The following is a 19443-nucleotide window of genomic DNA, read 5'->3' as shown; positions in this document are numbered from 1 at the left end:
ATGGGTTTAACGAGTGATCATTCGTCACGCAGCGCATCTACCGGACTGATACGGCTAAGTTTATGTGCCGGCATCCAGATTCCGATGGAAACTACAATCAGCAGCAAGAGATATACGATCAGAGTAACCGCCGTAAAATGCAGGCCGAAGTGGTTGATCCAGTAAGCAGGCATTGCCTCTTCCGCACTGTTACAGGTAGTATAAAGTCCGTCCCTCAATGCGTATTGCAAATAGAGTAAACAGCCGGTCAACGTACCCAATGTGGTCAGTATCCAACCCTCGTATAACAGCAGGCGGGTGATGTGTGAAGGAGTACCGCCGAAAGAAAGCATGATGCCCACCTCTTCACGGCGTGAACGGGTCTGCATCCAGAAAGTTCCTGCTACTCCCAGGCAAAGGTTCACTAAAAAGAAGATACCCAAAGCCAGGTTCAGACGATACTGATTGGTGATACCCTCGGAAAATTCATGCTGCTCCTGAATGTCGCTAAACGACTGCACTGACTTCACATAATAGTTACCGACTGTCAACTCCTTATTCATCCACTCACGGAAGTGATGCAAGAAAACCTTCTCCGACAAATGATCGTCTATACGCAAAGCTATCAGCGGAATATAATAGTACATATAATCAGGAAACTCTTCATACACATATAACTCTATGGGCATGGGCTGCATATAACTCCGGTAGCGAACAGGAGCTATCACTCCCCCCACCCGGTAGTCTTCCTCGTCCCCGTTTCCAAGGCGGCGTCCGTAAAGCGGTTTTCCGTCTTTCAGCCGTTGTGAGATATCCGCTGTCAGCACCGATTCGGTCCACAGGAAATCACGGTTATCCAATTGTTCGGCCGTCATACCCTCGGCTCCCTCCATCCCCATGGTTCGGAAATAATCGGTATGAGGTATAAAGGCAAGACGGAGAGTGCGGACCGGAATGGTATCGAACATCGTGTTGCCGTTGCTTATGGAAAGTGCCGAAGGATACTGTTCGTTCAAGATGAAAGTAGTATACTTGACTCCCTCGTAGTGTTTGAGTTTATTGAGCAACCGTTCGAAATTGGCTTTACGCGCCAATGTATCATTCTCTTCGGCACGGAATTGCTCCGACCCGGCAGGGTATGAAGCCAACTGAAGCAGGAAAAGGTGATCGGGACGATAGCCTTCCGGCAAATTCCGGTCATGTGTCAGCACCACCAACGGATCAACAATCACCCATGTGACAATCGATACCAATATTAATTCGGCCAGCAACCATCCGTTCTTCCGGCGGCGGGCCCAGAGGTTTTTCATTATTAGTCGTATCATATTTTATTTCTTTTCGTTTAGTGAATCAATAATATCTTTGTGCAACGAACGCCATGTGGGCCACCATGCGGAAAGCAGGTTCAGTATCAAACAAAAAGCAAACGTTACGCAAAACATCAAAGGACTGAACAGCATTTGCGGATTGATAGCCACATCGACTCCGTCGGATATGACTGTCGGATATTTGTCAAACAGACTAAACACCCAATTGCGCCCCAGCACAAGCAGTCCCCACGAAACAATAAGTCCCATCAATCCACCGATACAGGTAAGAAGCAGATTCTCCCATAACACCTGGTTCAACAATTGTTTCCGGTTGGCTCCAAACGCTTTTCGTATCCCCATTTCCGCCAGGCGATCGTCCATACGGCTGGATATCATGCCACTCAGGTTGATGGCAGGCACCAGCAACAACGCCAAAAGCGCCCCTCCATACAGTTTAATGACCGATGCCCAGTCAATCTCGTTCGTATTGCCCTCTCTGAACCATGTCTGCCAATACGGATCCGGTTGATGAAAGATATCTACTGTATACTCTTTCTGGGAAGTATTGTATTTACGCACCAGTTCGTTGACTTCCGCATAAAGTTTCGGCATATCTTCTTTCTGACGAACCTTGAAGTAAACGACATAAGTACCGACCTTATGACTTCCATCATTGTTTTTGTCGTATCCCGGCAAACAAGAATACGGCATATAGATTTGTCCGTAAGATGCCGGCAACAGATAACTACCCTCACGTACCACACCGACCACTTTGGATTCCTTAAAGTCTTGCTTAAACGTCTGCCCTACCACATCGGTCCTGCCGAAAATGCGGCGGGCCATCCGGTCAGAAAGTACTACATTACGAATCCCACTGGCTAAATCGGCCTCCGAGAAAGGCTTCCCATCCAGAAATTCAAACTCGAACAACCGAAAAAAATTAGGATCGGTATACTTTACCAGAGCCGGTATTTGCTCGCCTCCCCCGGCCGGTTGTATATAAGATCCCTTCCGGGTCAGAAAGTGTTCGTTTACAGCGGTAACCAGCTCCGCCGATTGCAATGGATAGAACCAGTCTTTCAGCATTTCATAAGAACAGGAATATGAATTTCCCCCTCCTTTGACATGCATGGCGCTTACCCCTTTCATCCGCATCGTCAGCGAACGGTTCACTTCCGGATAGATAGGAGCTATTTTAATATAATACACGATGGCAATGATCATTGTCATGGCAATGGCAAGCCCCGTGCCCAGCACATAGAGGCTACTGAACAGTTTGTTCTGCCGGATCAGCATCCACGATTGTTTTAAATAAAGTTTTATCATAATATGTAATTTTAATAGTTATTCATAATGCAACGCTTCGGCCGGCTGCAACTTCATGGCCCGGCGGGCAGGCAACCTGGTGCCCAGTGCAATGATCAGTCCCATAAGCAGCAGCACCCCACCAAAACTGACCGCAAAGCGCCACCAAGTGAAAGAGAGATTATATAAATCGGGAATCTCCATGTGTACCATATTGAATATGACAACCAATACCAACGGAACCACCGTGGTGAGCAATAGCCACCCCTCGGCAGTAAAGAACCACCCTACCCGCCGGCGCGTACTGCCGAGTGCCATCCGCAGGCCGGTCTCGCAGCGCCGTTGCTCGATGCGCAGCCAGAATGTTCCCGTTATACCGAAAAGTACATTGAGCAGGATGAAGACAGACAGCAGGAGGTTGATACTGATCTTTCGCCATTCGTATTGCAGACGATCACTGCGCTGTTGCTTCATATCTTCCATGCCGGTTATGTAGAGATTGTTTTCCGTCAACTGATTCTTCATACGGTTGAGAAAATGTCCCATCTGTTCCGATGTCAGTTCTTCTTTCATTCGGACGGTAACCTCCATATTAGATGCTCCGGTAGCATTTACCTGGCGTTCCAGTTCCTTGGGCCACATCGTAAAGAAAAGTTCGGGTTCCGGCTTTACAAATTCTGTAATGCGCACCGGAGCTGTTACCGCCGCAATATGAATCTCCCGCGTACTGCCCGGATAACGCACCTTCTGTCCTACTGCCGATTGTGAGCCGAAAAAATCTTTCTCCAACGCAGGAGTTATAAAATACGACAACTGTTTCTGAGTCAGCAGTTCGCTAAGCGGTTTCCCCTCACGGCTCTTGATGCGGAATACATCATAGAATTCCGCAGAAACGATATATTGATGATAAGATTGCTCTTTGAACTTGCTGCTGTCGGCTGTACAGGGCATGATCTGTGTCCAGGAGTTGCCACCGGAATAGGGTGAAGAGTAGAAAGCAACGCAAGCATTATCCACCTCCGGTGCACGACGCAAGCGTTCAAGGATTTTGGCCAATGCCTCCCCTTCGGTTTGAGTCTGGGTGGTGTCATTGACATACTCGTCGGCATCCTCGGGATACACATCGAACGAAAGCTTCCAGCAGTTCGTGATATCATATCCCATCGGACGGGTATAAGAATACAACTGTACCACAAACATATCTACCAAGTACCACAGTGCCACGAATACGACCAGAAGTTCCATCCATATCCAGCCGTTCAAGCGACGTTGGTTCCATATCATTTTAAATATTTGCTTTATCATCATGGGTCTTTGCTTTTAAAAATTATTCCACATCATGCAACGCTTCCGTAATAGGCATCCGCGAAGCTCGCCAGGCAGGAATCGCAGCACTCAGCAGATTCAATATCAACGTAAAAAAGAAAGCTGCCACAAAAGTGAGAGGCTGTATCAGCATGTCGTGCGTCAGCGAAACATCTCCCGAAAAGAAAAGCGATTTGCAGAGTGACAGCAAGCCGAATGACAGCAGCAACCCGATCAGGCCACCCATGCAAGAGGTCAGTAAATTTTCGATCACCACTTGTTCTACCAACGAGAACGAACATGCGCCAAACGCTTTACGAACTCCAATCTCGCTACGGCGTTTGCGAAACTGTGTCAGGGTTATACCTATTATATTAAGGGCTGGCAACAACAAAAGAAAAAGGATCACCGCACCGGTCGATTTCAACCATTCGCCCACGGTTCCCTCACTGAAGCCATTCGTGCCCAATACAGCCTGCCATTGAGTGAAAGGAGAATGCATATAATCCAGCTTCGTACCGGTGAGCGAAGCATTGAAAGTTGACTGTAACTTCAACATCTCACGGCGGATGGCCTCAAAGTCGGACCGGGAACGCGATAGAATGCAAGCCTGAAACTCTCCGGTAGTACCTTCACAATAAGAGATATTGTCTTTCAATAAAGAAGCGTTGGCGGTATAGGGTATCCACACATCACCATAGGAACTTTCGGCAGCCCGACTGACCTCTTTCACCACACCACATATCCGGTAATCGGCATAATTCATACGCAAAGTTTGTCCCACTGCCTCAACAGTACCGAACAGTCTGCGCGCCAGCTTGTCAGAAATGACTGCCTTGCGTATGCCCGACTCCCAATCGGTATGTGTAAAAGGACCGCCGGCCAAGAAAGTAAAATCGAAAACCTTCCAAAAACCGTCATCGGTAAACTTGATAGCATATTTATCGTAAAACTGCTGTCCGTGTACGTTGACCGGAAGATCTCCGGAAGTAAAAGCAGTCACTGCCTCGGGAGTCTGCAAAGGATAAAGGCATTCGCGCACAACCTTATGGCTCATACCACCGTTGTTGATGGGATGACCGTCACTCCCACATGCCTGCAGACTGCTCACAAACAGAATCCGATATCGGTTAGACTCGGGTGCATACGCAGAAAAATTTACTTGGTAGACAAGATAAATAAGCATCACGGCCGCCACCGACAAAGCTGTACCCGCAATAGAGATACCATTTACGAAACGGTTCTCCTTCAGCAAGTTATAGGATTGTTTGAGATAAATTGTTATCATAATTTTGCATATTAAAAGGCACACGGCTTACCTTTTAAACCAAGACCTCGTTGGTTTAAAACCAACAGGCCTTTAGTTTAAAATCTAAGGGGGCTTCATTCAAAAGATATTTCAGGAGTATTATTTCACTTTCAGTTTATTCTTATTTTTGTAGTTCGTCATGTCGCTGACTACTACCTTGTCGCCCGGGTTCAATCCGCTCACCACTTCTACAAATTCAAAGTTGGAGTCGCCCAACTGGATTTTACGTTTTACGATTTCATCATCCGAAGTCATCACAAACAGATCGTACTCGCCCCGGCCTACGTAATAAGAAGCATTGGCTATGCGCAGCACATCTTCCTTCACAGCGTTCATCACGTATACATCGGTCTTAAGTCCCGAACGCAACCGCTTGTTGTTGTCCTCTTTCAATTGCACGGAGAATGAAATAACCCCATTCTTCGAAAGTGGGGTGACACTGCTCACGATTCCCTCGAGTTTCTCGCTGCCTATCTTTACAATGGCTTTGCCACCGGCTGCCACACGGTCACCATAAGTATCGGCTATTTCACCATCCACTTTGAAATGGCTCAGGTCGGAAATAATGGCTACCTGTCCGCCTTGCGGAATCTGGGCTCCGATCTGGTTGTTGATGTAAGTAAGGATGGCTTTGCGCGGCGAACGAATCTGGGCATCGTCCAGGGTACGCTTCATTTCGGCAAGTCCTTTACGGAACATATTGAGATCGAGTTCAAGAACCTTCAGGTCAGCGGCTGCTATTTGCTTTTCGTTGGTGTATTGCTGTTTAAGCTGTTCCAGTTCAAGGCGGGAAGTATTGTAGCTCAGTTCGGCCTGGCGCACCTTGTCGGTCGTACCGGCTCCAAGGCTGTCCAGATACTGTTCATTGCGAAGTTCCACTTTCATCCGGGCAAGTTTCATTTCCGACACTTTGATCTGCATCGCCATATCGCTCAGTTTGGTCTGGCTGTTCACTTTTGCCTGATCGAGCTTATAACGTTTCATTTCTTCTTCGTCCAGCAGCTTTTTATAGTCGGTTTCCGTACTCTGCAAGTCGAGTTTCAAGATGGGCGTACCTACATCTACACTATCACCGCCTTTTCTATACACCTCCACGATGCGGGTATTGATCGGTGAATTGATGATCTCTTCAAAAGCAGGCACCACTTTGCCCGAAGCACTGACACTGACTTCAATCGTACCCTTATCGACGGTAGAAAACACAAGGTCCTTTTTCTGCACGCCTGTACGCAACAACGAAATCAGCACGCTGATACCTATTATCCCGACGATACCGATAGCCGAAAAACGGATAATCTTTTTATTACGCTCTTTATTGCGCACCTCTTTAGGAATTTCTCTGTCCATATATAGTTAATTATAAATTTGCACTGTTCTTTATGCCTCTATATTCAAACCTTGTGCCAAAAAAGGAAAGCATTGAGTTTCAAGGGAAAAAAAAGAAAGAGGGTGTCCGATAATGAACACCCTGTACAGTTTCGTAACAAGCAGTACTCCCTTTTTCCGATAACCGATTGTAAGTCCGGCAAGAAAAGACCATGATCCGGGTGTAGCCATCCGACGGAAAGGGTGTAGCCCCGACGGCAAAAGGGTGTAACCATCCGTGAGGGAAGGCTACACCCTTTTATTGTCAACGTATTTCTGATATGCTCCGCAGCCGGAAGTGAAGCCTATCTCAGCCTCAGCCTGTCTCCCACTTCAGGAATATAATCTCCGTCCTTGCGGTTCATCTTGTACAGGTTCTTCAGCCGGATGGCAAATTTCTGCGAAATGGTATGCATGGAGTCTCCGTCTTTTACGATATAGACCGTATAAGGTTTGGATGCCCGCTTTTTCTTCTCTTTCAGATAGATAATGTCACCGCTCATCAAAGTATAGTCACGCTGCAGATCGTTGTACTTCACCAGCTTCTTCCAGCGGATATCGAACTCTTTGGCCAGCGACTTAAAGGTATCCCCGTCACGGGCTACGATATAAGCGATGCCGTTTGCTATGTAAACCTGATGCGGATTGAGCACCGTCGGTTCACTCTTCGACGAACTCCATCCCCCCTTACGGTCATATTTATAGAGGTCGTAATCTTCAATGATCGTTATCAGACGGTTGGCATACGAAGGATCGGTGGCATATCCGGCCTTTTTCAAACCACGCGCCCACCCCTTATAATCGGTTATCTTCAGTTTAAAAAGGAATGCATAGCGGGCTCCGCGCTTCAGGAATGCAGAATGGTCCTCGTACGAGTCGCGGGGATTGCGGTACGCACGAAAACACTCGTTACGGGCATCGTCGTCATGACGAACGGTACGCCCATTCCAATTACTGCCACACTTGATGCCGAAGTGATTATTACTTTTACGAGCCAACGTACTCATGCCCGCACCACTCTCAAGCAATCCCTGAGCCAGTGTGATACTGGCAGGTATCTTATGCTCTTTCATTTGCTGCACGGCCAGGGCACTATACTTATTTATATAATCTACGTAACGGGAATTCCTGCGCTGCGCCTGGGCACCTGCAGCAAAAGCAAGGACTGTAACTATGGCAATCAGCCTGAGGAGTTTGCTATTCATCTATTATTTGTGTATCTTAAGTTATGCGGCACAAAAATCATAAAAATAATTGGGATTATCAATCTCTTTTCTAACTTTGTAACATGATTTGTAGAACTATAAACCACCTACGCACATGAAAGACCTGACTATTACCTCTGTAATCAAAGTATATGAATATGATGAACTCAATGATACAGACCGTGCCTTATTGGATGACGCCATCGAGGCAACCCGGCGCAGCTATGCACCTTATTCGCACTTTTCGGTAGGAGCGGCAGCACTGCTGGCCAACGGTGTGGTAGTGACAGGAACCAATCAGGAGAATGCGGCCTATCCGTCCGGACTCTGTGCCGAACGCACCACGCTATTTTATGCCAACTCGCAGTATCCCGACCAAGCTGTGGTGACACTTGCCATCGCTGCACGTACCGAGAAGGACTTTATCGACACTCCTATCCCGCCCTGCGGTGCTTGTCGCCAGGTGATTCTGGAAACAGAGAAACGATATAAACAGCCCATCCGTATATTGCTTTATGGCAAGAAGTGTATCTACGAAGTACAAAGCATCGGACATTTATTACCCCTGTCATTTGACGCATCAGCCATGGAGGATTGATTATGATAAGAACTTACCAGACCAAACTGAAAGGTATGCTGGCACTGACTACCAGCTATCACACCGAAAAGAGCCTGCAGAAAGAAAAGAGTTTATATAAATTCATCTGGGTACGCAAAGGAAGCATCACCCTCGAGATAGACCATCAGGAAGTGATACTGGCCGAGAACGAGGTCATCTCCCTTTCCAACCTCCAGCACCTGGAATTTCTCTCGATCGACGGAGAGTACCTGACGGTTCTGTTCAACAGTAACTTCTATTGCATTTACGGCAATGACCACGAAGTGTCATGCAGCGGATTCCTGTTCAACGGTTCTTCGCATGTCGTTCGTTTCATGCTCAACGAATCGGAACGGAGGTCGATGGAAGACGTAGTGGGATTGCTGGACCGTGAATTCACCGTGTCGGACAACCTTCAGGAAGAAATGCTCCGCATCCTGCTCAAACGTTTCATTATCCAAAGCACGCGTATTGCCCGCCAACGACTGAACATTACCCAGGAAAAAGAATACAGCTTCGAAATCATCCGCCAGTATTATAACCTGGTGGACGAACACTTCCGGACCAAGAAACAGGTACAGGACTATGCCGATTTGTTGCACAAATCGCCCAAAACCCTTTCAAACATCTTTTCTTCCTGCAAATTGCCGTCACCTCTGCGAGTCATCCACGAACGGGTGGAAGCGGAAGCCAAGCGACTCCTTTTATATAGTAATAAGAGTTCGAAGGAGATTGCCGACATCCTGGGATTCGAAGACCAATCTTCCTTCAGCCGTTTCTTTAAAAATATGACCGGAGAAAGCCCCGTACAATACCGAAATTCGGTAGAAGGGAAGAATTGACAATTCATACGGCGATATTGCTATTTCGCACCGATGGGAAAACCCTGATCTTTGCATCAGAAAGTTAAACCCATAAAAAGAAATAGCATGAAAGAGAAATTTATCACTCTGCTCACAGTAGCATCCGGTCTGAAAGGTTTCGGACTAAAGTTTATCCGCGTAGCCATCCTCGTTGTTTTCGTATGGATCGGCGGTTTGAAGTATTTTCATTACGAAGCCGACGGCATTGTTCCGTTCGTAGCCAACAGCCCGTTTATGAGTTTCTTCTATGCCAAAGACGCACCCGAGTATAAAGAGCACAAAAACCCCGAAGGCGCCTATGTCCCCGCCAACCGTGAATGGCACGAAGCGAACAGGACCTACACGTTCTCTTACGGACTGGGAGCTCTGATTATGTCCATCGGAATTCTGGTTTTCTTAGGCATCTTCTTCCCCAAAGTGGCACTTGTAGGCGACACACTGGCCATCATCATGACGCTTGGCACTCTCTCCTTCCTGGTGACTACTCCCGAAGTCTGGGTTCCGAACCTGGGAAGCGGAGAATACGGCTTCCCCTTACTGTCCGGTGCCGGACGTCTGGTTATTAAAGATATCGTAATTCTGGCGAGCGCCGTTACCCTACTCTCCGACTCCTCACAGCGTGTACTGAATTCATTGAAGAAAGCCGACTGGGAAAAGCGAAACAAATAAGGGTTGCGGAATGTTATAAACTTACATAAAGATACATCCTAAAAGTAATAAGAATTATGAAACAATATGATGCCATTATTATCGGTTTCGGCAAAGGAGGCAAAACACTGACTGCCGAATTAGCCAAACGCGGCTGGAAGGTCGCACTGATTGAACGTTCCGCCATGATGTATGGAGGTACCTGTCCCAATATAGCTTGCGTACCCACCAAGCGGCTTATCCACGAAGCCGAAAAGGTGAGTTGGCTCTATCCTACCGATTACGAGAAGCAGGCTGAGGCTTACAAAGCTGCCATAGCACGCAAGAACGAGATGACAGCAGCTTCAAGGGGCAATATGTTCAATAAACTGAGCAGCCTTCCCAACGTGACCATCTATACCGGAATGGCATCGTTCGTTTCAAAGGATGTAGTGAAAGTAACCCTCCCCGACGAAGTGATCGAACTTCAGGGAAAGAAGATTTTCATTAATACCGGCTCTACCAGCATTATACCGGCCATTGACGGGCTGAAAGACAGCAAGCGGGTATATACCAGCACCTCACTGATGGAACTGGACGTATTGCCACGCCATCTGATCATTGTGGGCGGCGGCTACATCGGCCTGGAGTTTGCCTCGATGTACGCAAGCTTCGGCAGTAAAGTGACCGTACTCGAAGGAGGCAATAAGTTTATTGCCCGCGAAGACCGTGATATAGCAGATGCCGTTAAGGAGACACTCGAAAAGAAAGGGATAGAAATCCGCCTCAATGCCCGTGCCCAATCCATACAAGACACAGCCGACGGCGTGACGCTGACTTACACGGATACAGCCGACGGAAAGCCTGTCACTATAGAAGGCGACGCCATCCTGGTAGCCACAGGACGTAAACCGATGACCGAAGGTCTGAATCTTCAGGCGGCCGGAGTCGAAGTAGACAGTCACGGAGCTATCGTCGTAAACGGTTATCTGCATACCACTGCCCCGAACATCTGGGCAATGGGTGATGTAAAAGGCGGATTGCAGTTTACTTATATTTCGCTGGATGATTACCGGATTATCCGGGATGACCTTTTCGGCAACAAAGAACGCACGGCCGACGACCGCAATCCGGTGGCATACTCGGTATTTATAGACCCGCCTCTCTCACACGTCGGACTGACTGAGGAAGAAGCCATCAAACGGGGATATTCCTTCAAGGTGTCACGCCTTCCGGCCTCCGCACTGCCGCGTGCACGCACGCTGCAACAGACTGACGGCATACTGAAAGCCATCGTTGACAGCCATTCGGGACGTATTATGGGTTGTACACTGTTCTGTGCCGAATCTTCCGAAGTCATCAATGTGGTAAACATGGCAATGAAGACAGGACAGCATTATACTTTCCTTCGCGATTTCATCTTTACCCATCCGAGTATGGGCGAGGGACTGAACGATTTGTTTTCAATAGATTAGTTTAAAACCTCTGTTTTACACGATTCAGGACAACCTTTTCATTTGGAGAGGGGAGAAATATCCGATTTCTTCCCTCTCTTTTTTGCAGTTACCGGAATATCCTCTATCTTTGCGACCTAATTTCATACTTATACCCATGAGAATATCTAAGTAAGACAACACTTCCGGTAAACATCACTTTTCTCAATATGCTTCTTTTCATTCACTGTTAAGCATCACGAATCCGTGTTGTTCAGCCTCTATTGTGTTTGTCTGTCCCCTCCCTGCTTCCCACAAAATCAACAGCAAGTATTTACTTTCAAAACAATAGACCGCCATGTGTATTCAAGTACAACAAATCACCTATATCCATCCAGACAAAGAAGTTCTCTTCCGGAATCTCAGTTTCACCGTCGGCAAAGGCCGGCAATTGGCCCTGATCGGCAACAATGGGTGCGGCAAATCGACATTGCTGCAAATCATGGCCGGAAAATTACAACCGTCTTCGGGGAACGTGCTCCGCCCCGACGACCTCTATTATGTGCCTCAACACTTCGGGCAATATGATGAAATGAGCATTGCCCAAGCCCTCGGGATAGACCGGAAGCAGAAAGCACTTCATGAAATTTTGAACGGAAATGCCTCCATCGATCATTTCAACATCCTCGATGACGACTGGAATATCGAAGAAAAAGCCTTAGCCGCCCTCAACGGCTGGGGACTCGGAAACAGGTCCCTTTCCGAATCCATGCACACACTGAGCGGTGGAGAAAAGACGCGGGTCTTCCTGGCTGGTCTGGAACTGCAAGCGCCTTCCGCCGTATTGATGGACGAACCGACCAATCACCTTGACAACCAAGGACGCAACCGACTGTACGAATGGGTAAAGAAATGCCGTTCCACCCTGATCGTTGTCAGTCACGACCGCACTCTGCTCAACAGGCTTCCCGAAACCTGTGAACTGAGCCGGAACGCACTTGTGTGTTACGGAGGCAATTACGAATTCTACAAGCAGCAGAAAGAACTGCAACAGAACGCCCTGCAACAACAACTGAACGAGAAAGAAAAAGAACTCCGCCAAATACGGAAACTGGCACGCGAAGTAGCCGAACGAAAAGAAAAGCAGAATATACGGAGCGAAAAATCAGTACCTAAAAAAGGCATCTCCCGCATGGCGGTTCACACCCTGAAGGACCGGGCAGAAAAAAGTACCACCAAACTGGCGGATATCCATCAGAATAAGTCAGAGAAACTGACCAGCGAACGTAGCCTGATACGCAACAGGCTGGCCGAAAAAACTTTGCTTAAAACCGACTTCCATGCTTCCGCCTTACATACGGGAAAAACATTGCTGACTGCCCATAAAATAAACTTTTCTTATGGAAATTCGCCTTTATGGGAGGTTCCACTCTGCTTTCAACTGAAGAGTGGCGACCGGATACGAATCGAAGGAGACAATGGAAGCGGCAAAACGACTTTATTGAAATTGGTTACGGGTGACCTATTGCCAACATCGGGTACACTGGAACGCGCCGGGTTCAGTTATGTCTATCTGAATCAGGAATATTCCATCATCTGCAACCAGCTGACGGTGCTTCAACAAGCAGAATCATTCAATGTACGTGCCCTGCCGGAGCACGAAATAAAAATCAGGTTGAATCGATTTCTCTTCCCGGCAACGAGCTGGGATCAACCTTGCATCCAACTCAGTGGAGGCGAAAAAATGCGACTCGCTTTCTGCTGCCTGATGATTAGTAACAACACGCCCGACCTCTTTATCCTGGACGAGCCTACCAACAATCTGGATATACAAAGTATCGAAATCATCACAGCTACCGTTCGGAACTATACGGGCAGTGTACTGCTTGTATCACATGATGAATATTTTGTAAAGGAAACCGGCATCAGAAAGAGTATCTTTTTATAATTTTGCACCGTTTAAAAAGAATAATCCCAAAATGATAAATACAGAAACCAACTACCGGTGGTTCATCTTTTACCAAGATCAGTTACTGTTGGAAAAGAACGACAATGCTTTTTCCATCCCCACGGGCAAGAATGCCCCTGTCACCACTTCGGAAGGAATAACCGTACACACCATCACCACGGCAACGGGCATGGTATGCAAAGCTTTCTACACAGACTCTCCGATAGCCGAAACTCCGGAATACGTGCAGATAGGATTGCGCGCTTCTTATGATTACTTGTCGCCGGAACACTATCAGGCCGCAGGCAAGGTTCACGAAATTCTCTACTGGGACCGCAGCAACCGTTTCTGCCCCACTTGTGGAACTCCGCTGGTACAGAAAGAACCCATTATGAAGAAATGCCCGAATTGTGGCAGAGAAATCTATCCGGTCATCTCAACAGCCATCCTGGTATTGGTGCGCAAAGAAGACTCCCTGTTATTGGTACATGCCCGCAACTTTAAAGGTACTTTCAATAGCCTGGTAGCCGGATTCCTCGAAACAGGCGAGACATTGGAAGAGTGTGTGGCAAGGGAAGTAAAAGAAGAAACCGGGCTCGATGTGAAAAACATCCGTTATTTCGGCAGTCAGCCTTGGCCTTATCCGAGCGGACTGATGGTGGGATTTATCGCCGACTACGCCGGTGGTGACATCCACCTGCAAGATGACGAGCTCAGCTCCGGGAACTTCTATACCAGGGATCACTTGCCGGAACTTCCCCGCAAACTCAGCCTGGCACGTAAGATGATCGACTGGTGGATCGCACAACAGTAAAAACAGAACAAGCTACGGAAGGTACACCTACCACAAACGAACAACCAGGGACGAATCGAAAAGAAACCCGTCCTCAGGATCATAAACCTGTGTACCTGTCCGTAGCTTGTATTTGATTACAAAACTTCTATTCGAAGATCGTCAACTCTTCCAGCCCCAGCTTCTCTTCCCAGTCACTGATAGTCATCTGGCAAAGATCGGCCGGTTTCATATCGGCAGGAATAGCATTTTGCGCCATATAAACGGCAGGAGTGCACGACAGGGCACAACCTACCTGACCGGGTTCTACAAATGTATATTTATAACCGATGTAAATACGGTCGTAGATCACATCCTGATCTTCACCGCAAAGGGCAATACTGTTGGTCGCTTTACGGAGTATACCTTCCAGAAAACCGATGGCTTCACCTTCTGTTGTCGAATCGTCTCCATAAGTACCTGCATCCTTTACAAACAGGCAAGCTCCTTTACTACGGTCTTTCAGAATGGCCAGGCCGATTACAGACCATACCCATACAGGACCGCATGCCACAACTTTTCTGCTACCTCCCGGTACGTAAGCTCCCGGAAGTACAGGGAAACGGCGCTCTTTGGCACGGCCGAACAGACGTTCGGTTGCCTCCAGCAACGGACGGATATTATAAACAGGGATATCCGCTCCTTCGGGTTGCGCCTGCATGTAGATAGGCATCTCTTTCCTTTTGGCAATGTCATCGTGCATCGCCAGGTCAAATCCCCAGATGGCTCCATTCTGTCCGCAAAAAGACGAGGCTTTCATCAGGTTGACTTGCCCGAGATACGCATCGTTCTTCTCACAACGATCCTTCGCTACAATCCTTTCGGTTATTGCATCGAGGTCTTTCACGTCGACTGTGCCGACTGACAATTTCATAGTCGAAATATATCCTTCACCACCCACAACGCCGGGATTTAAATATCCCATGCAAAATTCTTTACTTGGCCCTATAGCCTGACTAATCACATTAGAGGCATCATACCGGATGCCGGACACAAGATCTTTCATACGTTTTTAAGTTTAGATGTTGCAGTAAGAACAATATATCCTCAAGAATGATTGCCCCCTACTCCCTAAAGAAAGCAAAAGAAGACGAAGAAGATAAAATGTTAAAAGAGGTGAGGTTACCAATTGGGCAAGTGCAAACAGATATCCCATTAACCTGTCTGTTATTCAAAGAGTACGTTCCACGCAATGATCAGCTTAAAAACCGATAGTTTGTCCTATAGATAATATCACATTAAGATTGAAGCTGATTAAAAAGCAAACAAATCGGGACCATCCGGTTCAAATCGTTCTTTATCATTATGGATCAGGGAAAGGTAAAAAGGAGAAAATACGCAAGTTGTATTTCTCAACCGACACGGAATTAAAAAGTTTCTGTGAAAGAACTTTTGCACAACTGCTTTCTCCTGCAACGATTTATTTCCGTATTGGACATTCAGCCCTGTTTAGGAAATAAATCGAAAGCAATGGAAAGACAGAATTAAATTTGCGGTATAAGTGCCTGTTAAATATTTAATGAACCAAGATAATTTCAATCCGTTTTACCGAAAATATAGACCTTACATTGATATGGGGCCAGTTTTACTATCAGTTCCTTTGAATCACTACCACTCTTTGTCAAATGGTTGTCCAAACAGTATATCTGCTCGAATGATAAATCGGCAATCGTATTTTCATTCAATATCACAGTTTGCGGAGAGCTTGCCCGGTTAAAGCAAGCCACAGCTTTACGTCCATCTGCCAACGGCTTTACCCAAATATCATAATGATCCGAACGAATGCTGCGTTCTGCCTGCCTACCTAACACATCCTGATTAATGGCTATTAAATCAGGATCCAACAAGATTTTTAATGTACTATCATTCATATTCCGTACATCGTTTCCGGAAAGTAAAGGAGAAGCCATCATACACCACAGGCTAAAATGGGATTTATATTGTTCCTGAGTACATCCTTCCGACTCATAACCAATACTCATACTCTTTCCATCTATTCCGACCACTAACATATCCGGATCATTCCAACCGGATGGACCGGCATATTCACTCAGAGGAGCATTGATTTCAAGGATATTCAATATACCATGTAATCCACCAACACGATTTCCATCCCGATACCAAATGTCACCGATATCTCCTGATACTCTCCATAAATGTCCCCCCACTTGCTTCGCCCATTTCCAAGGTTCACGCTGTCCCCACTCACACACTGAATAGACAATCGAACGATTGGTAGCCCGTAGTGCCCTTCCCATTTTCGCATATCGCTCCATGGCTTCTACCCTATCTACAGGAGCATTGCAATAGTCATATTTCAACAAGTCAACTCCCCAAGAGGCAAAATCTTTTGCATCTGTTTCTTCATATCCGTAGCTACCGCAAACGCCGCCACAAGTTTTTTCGGCGGCATCCGAATAAATTCCCAATTTAAACCCACGCTCGTGCAGATAATCAGCTACATATTTTATCCCACGTGGAAACTTAGTTTTATCAATCTGCAGATGTCCGTCAGCCCCCCGTTCCGGCAACTGCCAAAAGTCATCTATATTGATATAGGAATATCCTAAATCACGCATTCCGTTCGTTATCATCGCATCCGCCGTTTGCAAGACCAATTCTTCTGTCAGATGCTGTCCGAAAGTATTCCAACTGTTCCAGCCCATTGGAGGAGTTAATAATAATTCATCACCAATGCGGATGACCAATTGTTTCACACTTACACCTAATGCATTCTCAGCCTTCAGGGTTACGGTATAATCTCCTTTGGAAGTCATGACTCCACTAATAATGCCAGTCTTGGAATCCAGTTCCAGTCCTTCGGGGAGTTTTTCCGCACTCCACTGCATCGGTCGCTGACCGGAAGTCGGAATATAAAAGATAAATGGAGTTGAAGGATAATTACCTATGATATGAGGAGAATTGATACGTGGTTTCCCTTCAAATACTTTTAAAACAACATCTCCGGCAAAAACAGAAGGAATGGCTGTCCATAAAGCTAAAAAGAGTAAAAATGCAATGAAATAGGGTTTGTTCATAGTTCTTCTTTTATTAATTTCACTAAATAATATAATAACAGATGAAGGAAAATATTATTACATATCTTCCTTCATCATTTCAATCAGTAATCCGAATAACCTCAATCGTTATTCTTATTTCACAAAATCCGTAATCTTTATTGTCCACTCTCTTTTCGTACCGTCGGCAGCAGTCACCTGATATTTAAACTCTTTAGCTGAAAAATCGCCAGGACTACCCAACTTAGGCGCTCCGTTTAAGGGCATAATTCTGGCAGCAGTAGAAAGATCTATATAAGCAATAAGATTACTTAATGATACATTTTGCCTGACAGCATCTGTAAAACTGCCACTGGCCGTTGGAACCGTCAGCTTACAGGTAATCAGATTGTCGTCTTTCGAAATTTGTTTTTCAATGTTGAGTGTTTTAACAGCCATCTGATCCTTAGCCTCATCCCACCAACGGTATTCAAAGTTCAAATTAGTAATTTCAGCCTCATTATAGGCCTCTAAATCATCCAATCCTGATTTCAGGCACGATGAAACGGTACCTATTAGAAATAGTAACAAAACAGTATTTATAAGTTTCTTCATATTCGTAATACTTTAATTATTAGACGTCCAGCATTTTTCTACTACCACCCCTCGTTCTGGTCCAGATTTGGATTCAGATCACGTTGTCCTTGAGGTACAGGGAACAAATAATGTTTCTTGGTAAAAGTACGCTCATTATCACTTTGGTAAATGGGTATCGGAATTATCTCAAAAGATTTTCCATCAGGAGCTATTTTCATGAACTTCTGTTCAACTGTCAGTTCCGGAACAACCTCCAGACCGTCGGCCTTACCCCAACGAAGTACACTCCAGTATCGGTCGCCTTCACTGACCAGTTCTATACGGCGTTCACGTTTATACTCTTTCCAGGTATCTTCCAGTGATAAGGATTTTTGCAATTCCGGCAAACCGCCATGAGTTACCCTCGTCCTATTGATATAGTCAATAGCCGTTTCCTTATCACCTTGGCGCAACTTTATTTCCGCATAATTCAGATAAGAGCGTCCCAAACGTAACAAAGTATAATGATAATCCGTTTTTTCCGAGTTCAGCAAACGTTTGGCTTCATAAACGCATTTCCGATAAACATATCCTGATACCGGCATTCCCCAGAATTCTGTCGTTTTAGAAGTATAATAAAGATTACCTCCCTCACGAAGCCACACCCTATTAGCGAAATAAGAACATCCGTCGTAAACGATAGAAGCTTTGAATCGTTTATCACGATTCTTGTAAATAGCATCTTCAACCGTCCCTCCGTCAACCAGGAATTTCTTATAATAAGAAGTCTGGTCCCACTCTTTGGCTTTTCCATCCTCATCAACTACAAGATAATCATTTACCAAATCAACAGAAGGAAATCTTTGCGGCCAACCTGCCATCTCCTCTACCAAGGGATACTTTGCCTGCACATCGGCAATCAATTTAGAGGGATCAATATTAGGTACCAGTCTCTGCATCCACGTATCTGAAAAGTTCGTATTTTCAGCACTTCTCCATTGTGCCAGGATTATCTCGCTCGAAGCCAATGAATGATCGTAATCATTGAACATACCGGCGTAGTTACCATCCAGTGAGTATTTGTCCAGTGCAAACAGATCTTCACAGGCCTTTGCCGCTATCCGGTAATACTCCTCCTGTCCATTCTCAATATATGCAGCCCCATGCAAAGCTGCTTCTCCCAACAATGCGTAGGCAACACCGCGTGACAATGCACCGGACGGAGCATCTACAGGCAGATCAGGAGCAGCCTCCCTGAGGTCGTTCAGTATGAAATCATAAGTTTCTTTCACTGTAGCCGTACGAGGGAATTTCATATCCGCTTCCGGATCAATAAGTTCTTTTACTAACATTAGTTTACCGAACAAGCGGGCACGCGTAAAATAAATCATAGCACGTATCGTCTTAGCCTGTGCTATAAAATTAGCCTTTTCCGCATTCGTAAAGGGTGCTTCCGGAACACGTGCCAACACCATATTGCAACGACGGATATCTTCATACTTATTCCATCCGGCATCATAATAACGGTCTATCAATTCTGCATTCACATCCCGCCCATCTTCCATGATAGCTTCATTATCCGTCCAATTGTCTTTCCAAACCATCATATTCGTAGCATTTGCCAACGCAGTATAAATGAATGCTTGTGTCAGGTCAGTACTTTTCCACACATCATTTTCCGAATATTTGTCAAGCGGTCCCTTGTCCAATATATCACTGCAGGAAAAGGCGACCAAGGCAAATAGTATAATTACAAATAAATTCTTTATCTTATTCATATGTATTCCTCCCT

16 protein-coding genes are annotated in these 19443 nt (G+C 46.1%); 6 read left to right on the top strand and 10 right to left on the bottom strand.

What is annotated here, in order from left to right; translation table 11 throughout:
- Positions 1-17: 17 nt before the first annotated feature.
- The 6 genes from BF9343_RS06625 to BF9343_RS06595 all read right to left on the bottom strand — a co-directional run bounded on the left by BF9343_RS06625 (position 18) and on the right by BF9343_RS06595 (position 7778).
- Positions 18-1304 carry an ABC transporter permease gene (locus tag BF9343_RS06625; RefSeq protein WP_005786271.1) on the bottom strand — a complete coding sequence of 429 codons (1287 nt, stop codon included), beginning with the start codon at positions 1302-1304 and terminating at the stop codon, positions 18-20.
- A gap of 3 nt (positions 1305-1307) precedes the next feature.
- Positions 1308-2615 carry an ABC transporter permease gene (locus tag BF9343_RS06620; protein WP_005816631.1) on the bottom strand — a complete coding sequence of 436 codons (1308 nt, stop codon included), beginning with the start codon at positions 2613-2615 and terminating at the stop codon, positions 1308-1310.
- An 18-nt stretch (positions 2616-2633) separates the two neighbouring features.
- Positions 2634-3902 (bottom strand): ABC transporter permease, encoded by a 1269-nt coding sequence (locus BF9343_RS06615; protein ID WP_010992477.1) that lies wholly within the window; start codon positions 3900-3902, stop codon positions 2634-2636.
- A 19-nt stretch (positions 3903-3921) separates the two neighbouring features.
- Positions 3922-5187 carry an ABC transporter permease gene (locus BF9343_RS06610; protein ID WP_010992476.1) on the bottom strand — a complete coding sequence of 422 codons (1266 nt, stop codon included), beginning with the start codon at positions 5185-5187 and terminating at the stop codon, positions 3922-3924.
- 120 nt (positions 5188-5307) lie between these two features.
- Complete coding sequence (locus tag BF9343_RS06605) at positions 5308-6555, bottom strand: efflux RND transporter periplasmic adaptor subunit (protein WP_005786261.1); 1248 nt, start codon at positions 6553-6555, stop codon at positions 5308-5310.
- 323 nt (positions 6556-6878) lie between these two features.
- On the bottom strand, positions 6879-7778 hold the full coding sequence (locus tag BF9343_RS06595) for a glucosaminidase domain-containing protein (RefSeq protein WP_005786259.1): 900 nt from the start codon (positions 7776-7778) through the stop codon (positions 6879-6881).
- 115 nt (positions 7779-7893) lie between these two features.
- On the opposite strand from BF9343_RS06595, the gene BF9343_RS06590 reads away from it, so the two are divergent.
- The 6 genes from BF9343_RS06590 to nudC all read left to right on the top strand — a co-directional run bounded on the left by BF9343_RS06590 (position 7894) and on the right by nudC (position 14061).
- The gene (locus tag BF9343_RS06590) at positions 7894-8376 is read left to right on the top strand and encodes a cytidine deaminase (RefSeq protein ID WP_005816623.1); all 483 of its coding nucleotides are present in this window, start codon (positions 7894-7896) and stop codon (positions 8374-8376) included.
- A gap of 2 nt (positions 8377-8378) precedes the next feature.
- The gene (locus tag BF9343_RS06585; RefSeq protein ID WP_008768221.1) at positions 8379-9218 is read left to right on the top strand and encodes an AraC family transcriptional regulator; all 840 of its coding nucleotides are present in this window, start codon (positions 8379-8381) and stop codon (positions 9216-9218) included.
- 87 nt (positions 9219-9305) lie between these two features.
- The gene (locus BF9343_RS06580; protein ID WP_005786253.1) at positions 9306-9908 is read left to right on the top strand and encodes a DUF417 family protein; all 603 of its coding nucleotides are present in this window, start codon (positions 9306-9308) and stop codon (positions 9906-9908) included.
- Between the two features lie 56 nt (positions 9909-9964).
- Entirely contained in the window at positions 9965-11341 is a 1377-nt protein-coding gene (locus BF9343_RS06575) for an FAD-dependent oxidoreductase (protein WP_010992472.1), read from the top strand.
- Positions 11342-11657: 316 nt separating this feature from the next.
- Positions 11658-13247 (top strand): ABC-F family ATP-binding cassette domain-containing protein, encoded by a 1590-nt coding sequence (locus BF9343_RS06570; protein ID WP_010992471.1) that lies wholly within the window; start codon positions 11658-11660, stop codon positions 13245-13247.
- Positions 13248-13278: 31 nt separating this feature from the next.
- A complete protein-coding gene (nudC, locus tag BF9343_RS06565) occupies positions 13279-14061 on the top strand; it encodes an NAD(+) diphosphatase (protein WP_005800766.1) in 783 nt (260 codons plus the stop codon).
- Between the two features lie 127 nt (positions 14062-14188).
- On the opposite strand, the gene BF9343_RS06560 is transcribed toward nudC, so the two are convergent.
- From BF9343_RS06560 to BF9343_RS06540, 4 genes are all read right to left on the bottom strand, one after another.
- The gene (locus tag BF9343_RS06560) at positions 14189-15085 is read right to left on the bottom strand and encodes a histidine decarboxylase, pyruvoyl type (protein WP_005786245.1); all 897 of its coding nucleotides are present in this window, start codon (positions 15083-15085) and stop codon (positions 14189-14191) included.
- A 529-nt stretch (positions 15086-15614) separates the two neighbouring features.
- A complete protein-coding gene (locus BF9343_RS06550) occupies positions 15615-17117 on the bottom strand; it encodes a putative Ig domain-containing protein (protein WP_010992469.1) in 1503 nt (500 codons plus the stop codon).
- A gap of 114 nt (positions 17118-17231) precedes the next feature.
- Positions 17232-17690: a DUF5018-related domain-containing protein gene (locus BF9343_RS06545; protein ID WP_005800770.1), complete on the bottom strand. Its 459-nt coding sequence runs from the start codon at positions 17688-17690 to the stop codon at positions 17232-17234.
- A 41-nt stretch (positions 17691-17731) separates the two neighbouring features.
- Positions 17732-19429 carry a RagB/SusD family nutrient uptake outer membrane protein gene (locus BF9343_RS06540; RefSeq protein WP_005816613.1) on the bottom strand — a complete coding sequence of 566 codons (1698 nt, stop codon included), beginning with the start codon at positions 19427-19429 and terminating at the stop codon, positions 17732-17734.
- Between the last annotated feature and the right edge of the window lie 14 nt (positions 19430-19443).

The sequence above is a fragment of the Bacteroides fragilis NCTC 9343 genome (assembly GCF_000025985.1).
Lineage (GTDB): Bacteria > Bacteroidota > Bacteroidia > Bacteroidales > Bacteroidaceae > Bacteroides > Bacteroides fragilis.
The sequence above is the reverse complement of the archived record's forward strand: the minus strand, read 5'-3'. Positions and strand labels throughout refer to the sequence as shown.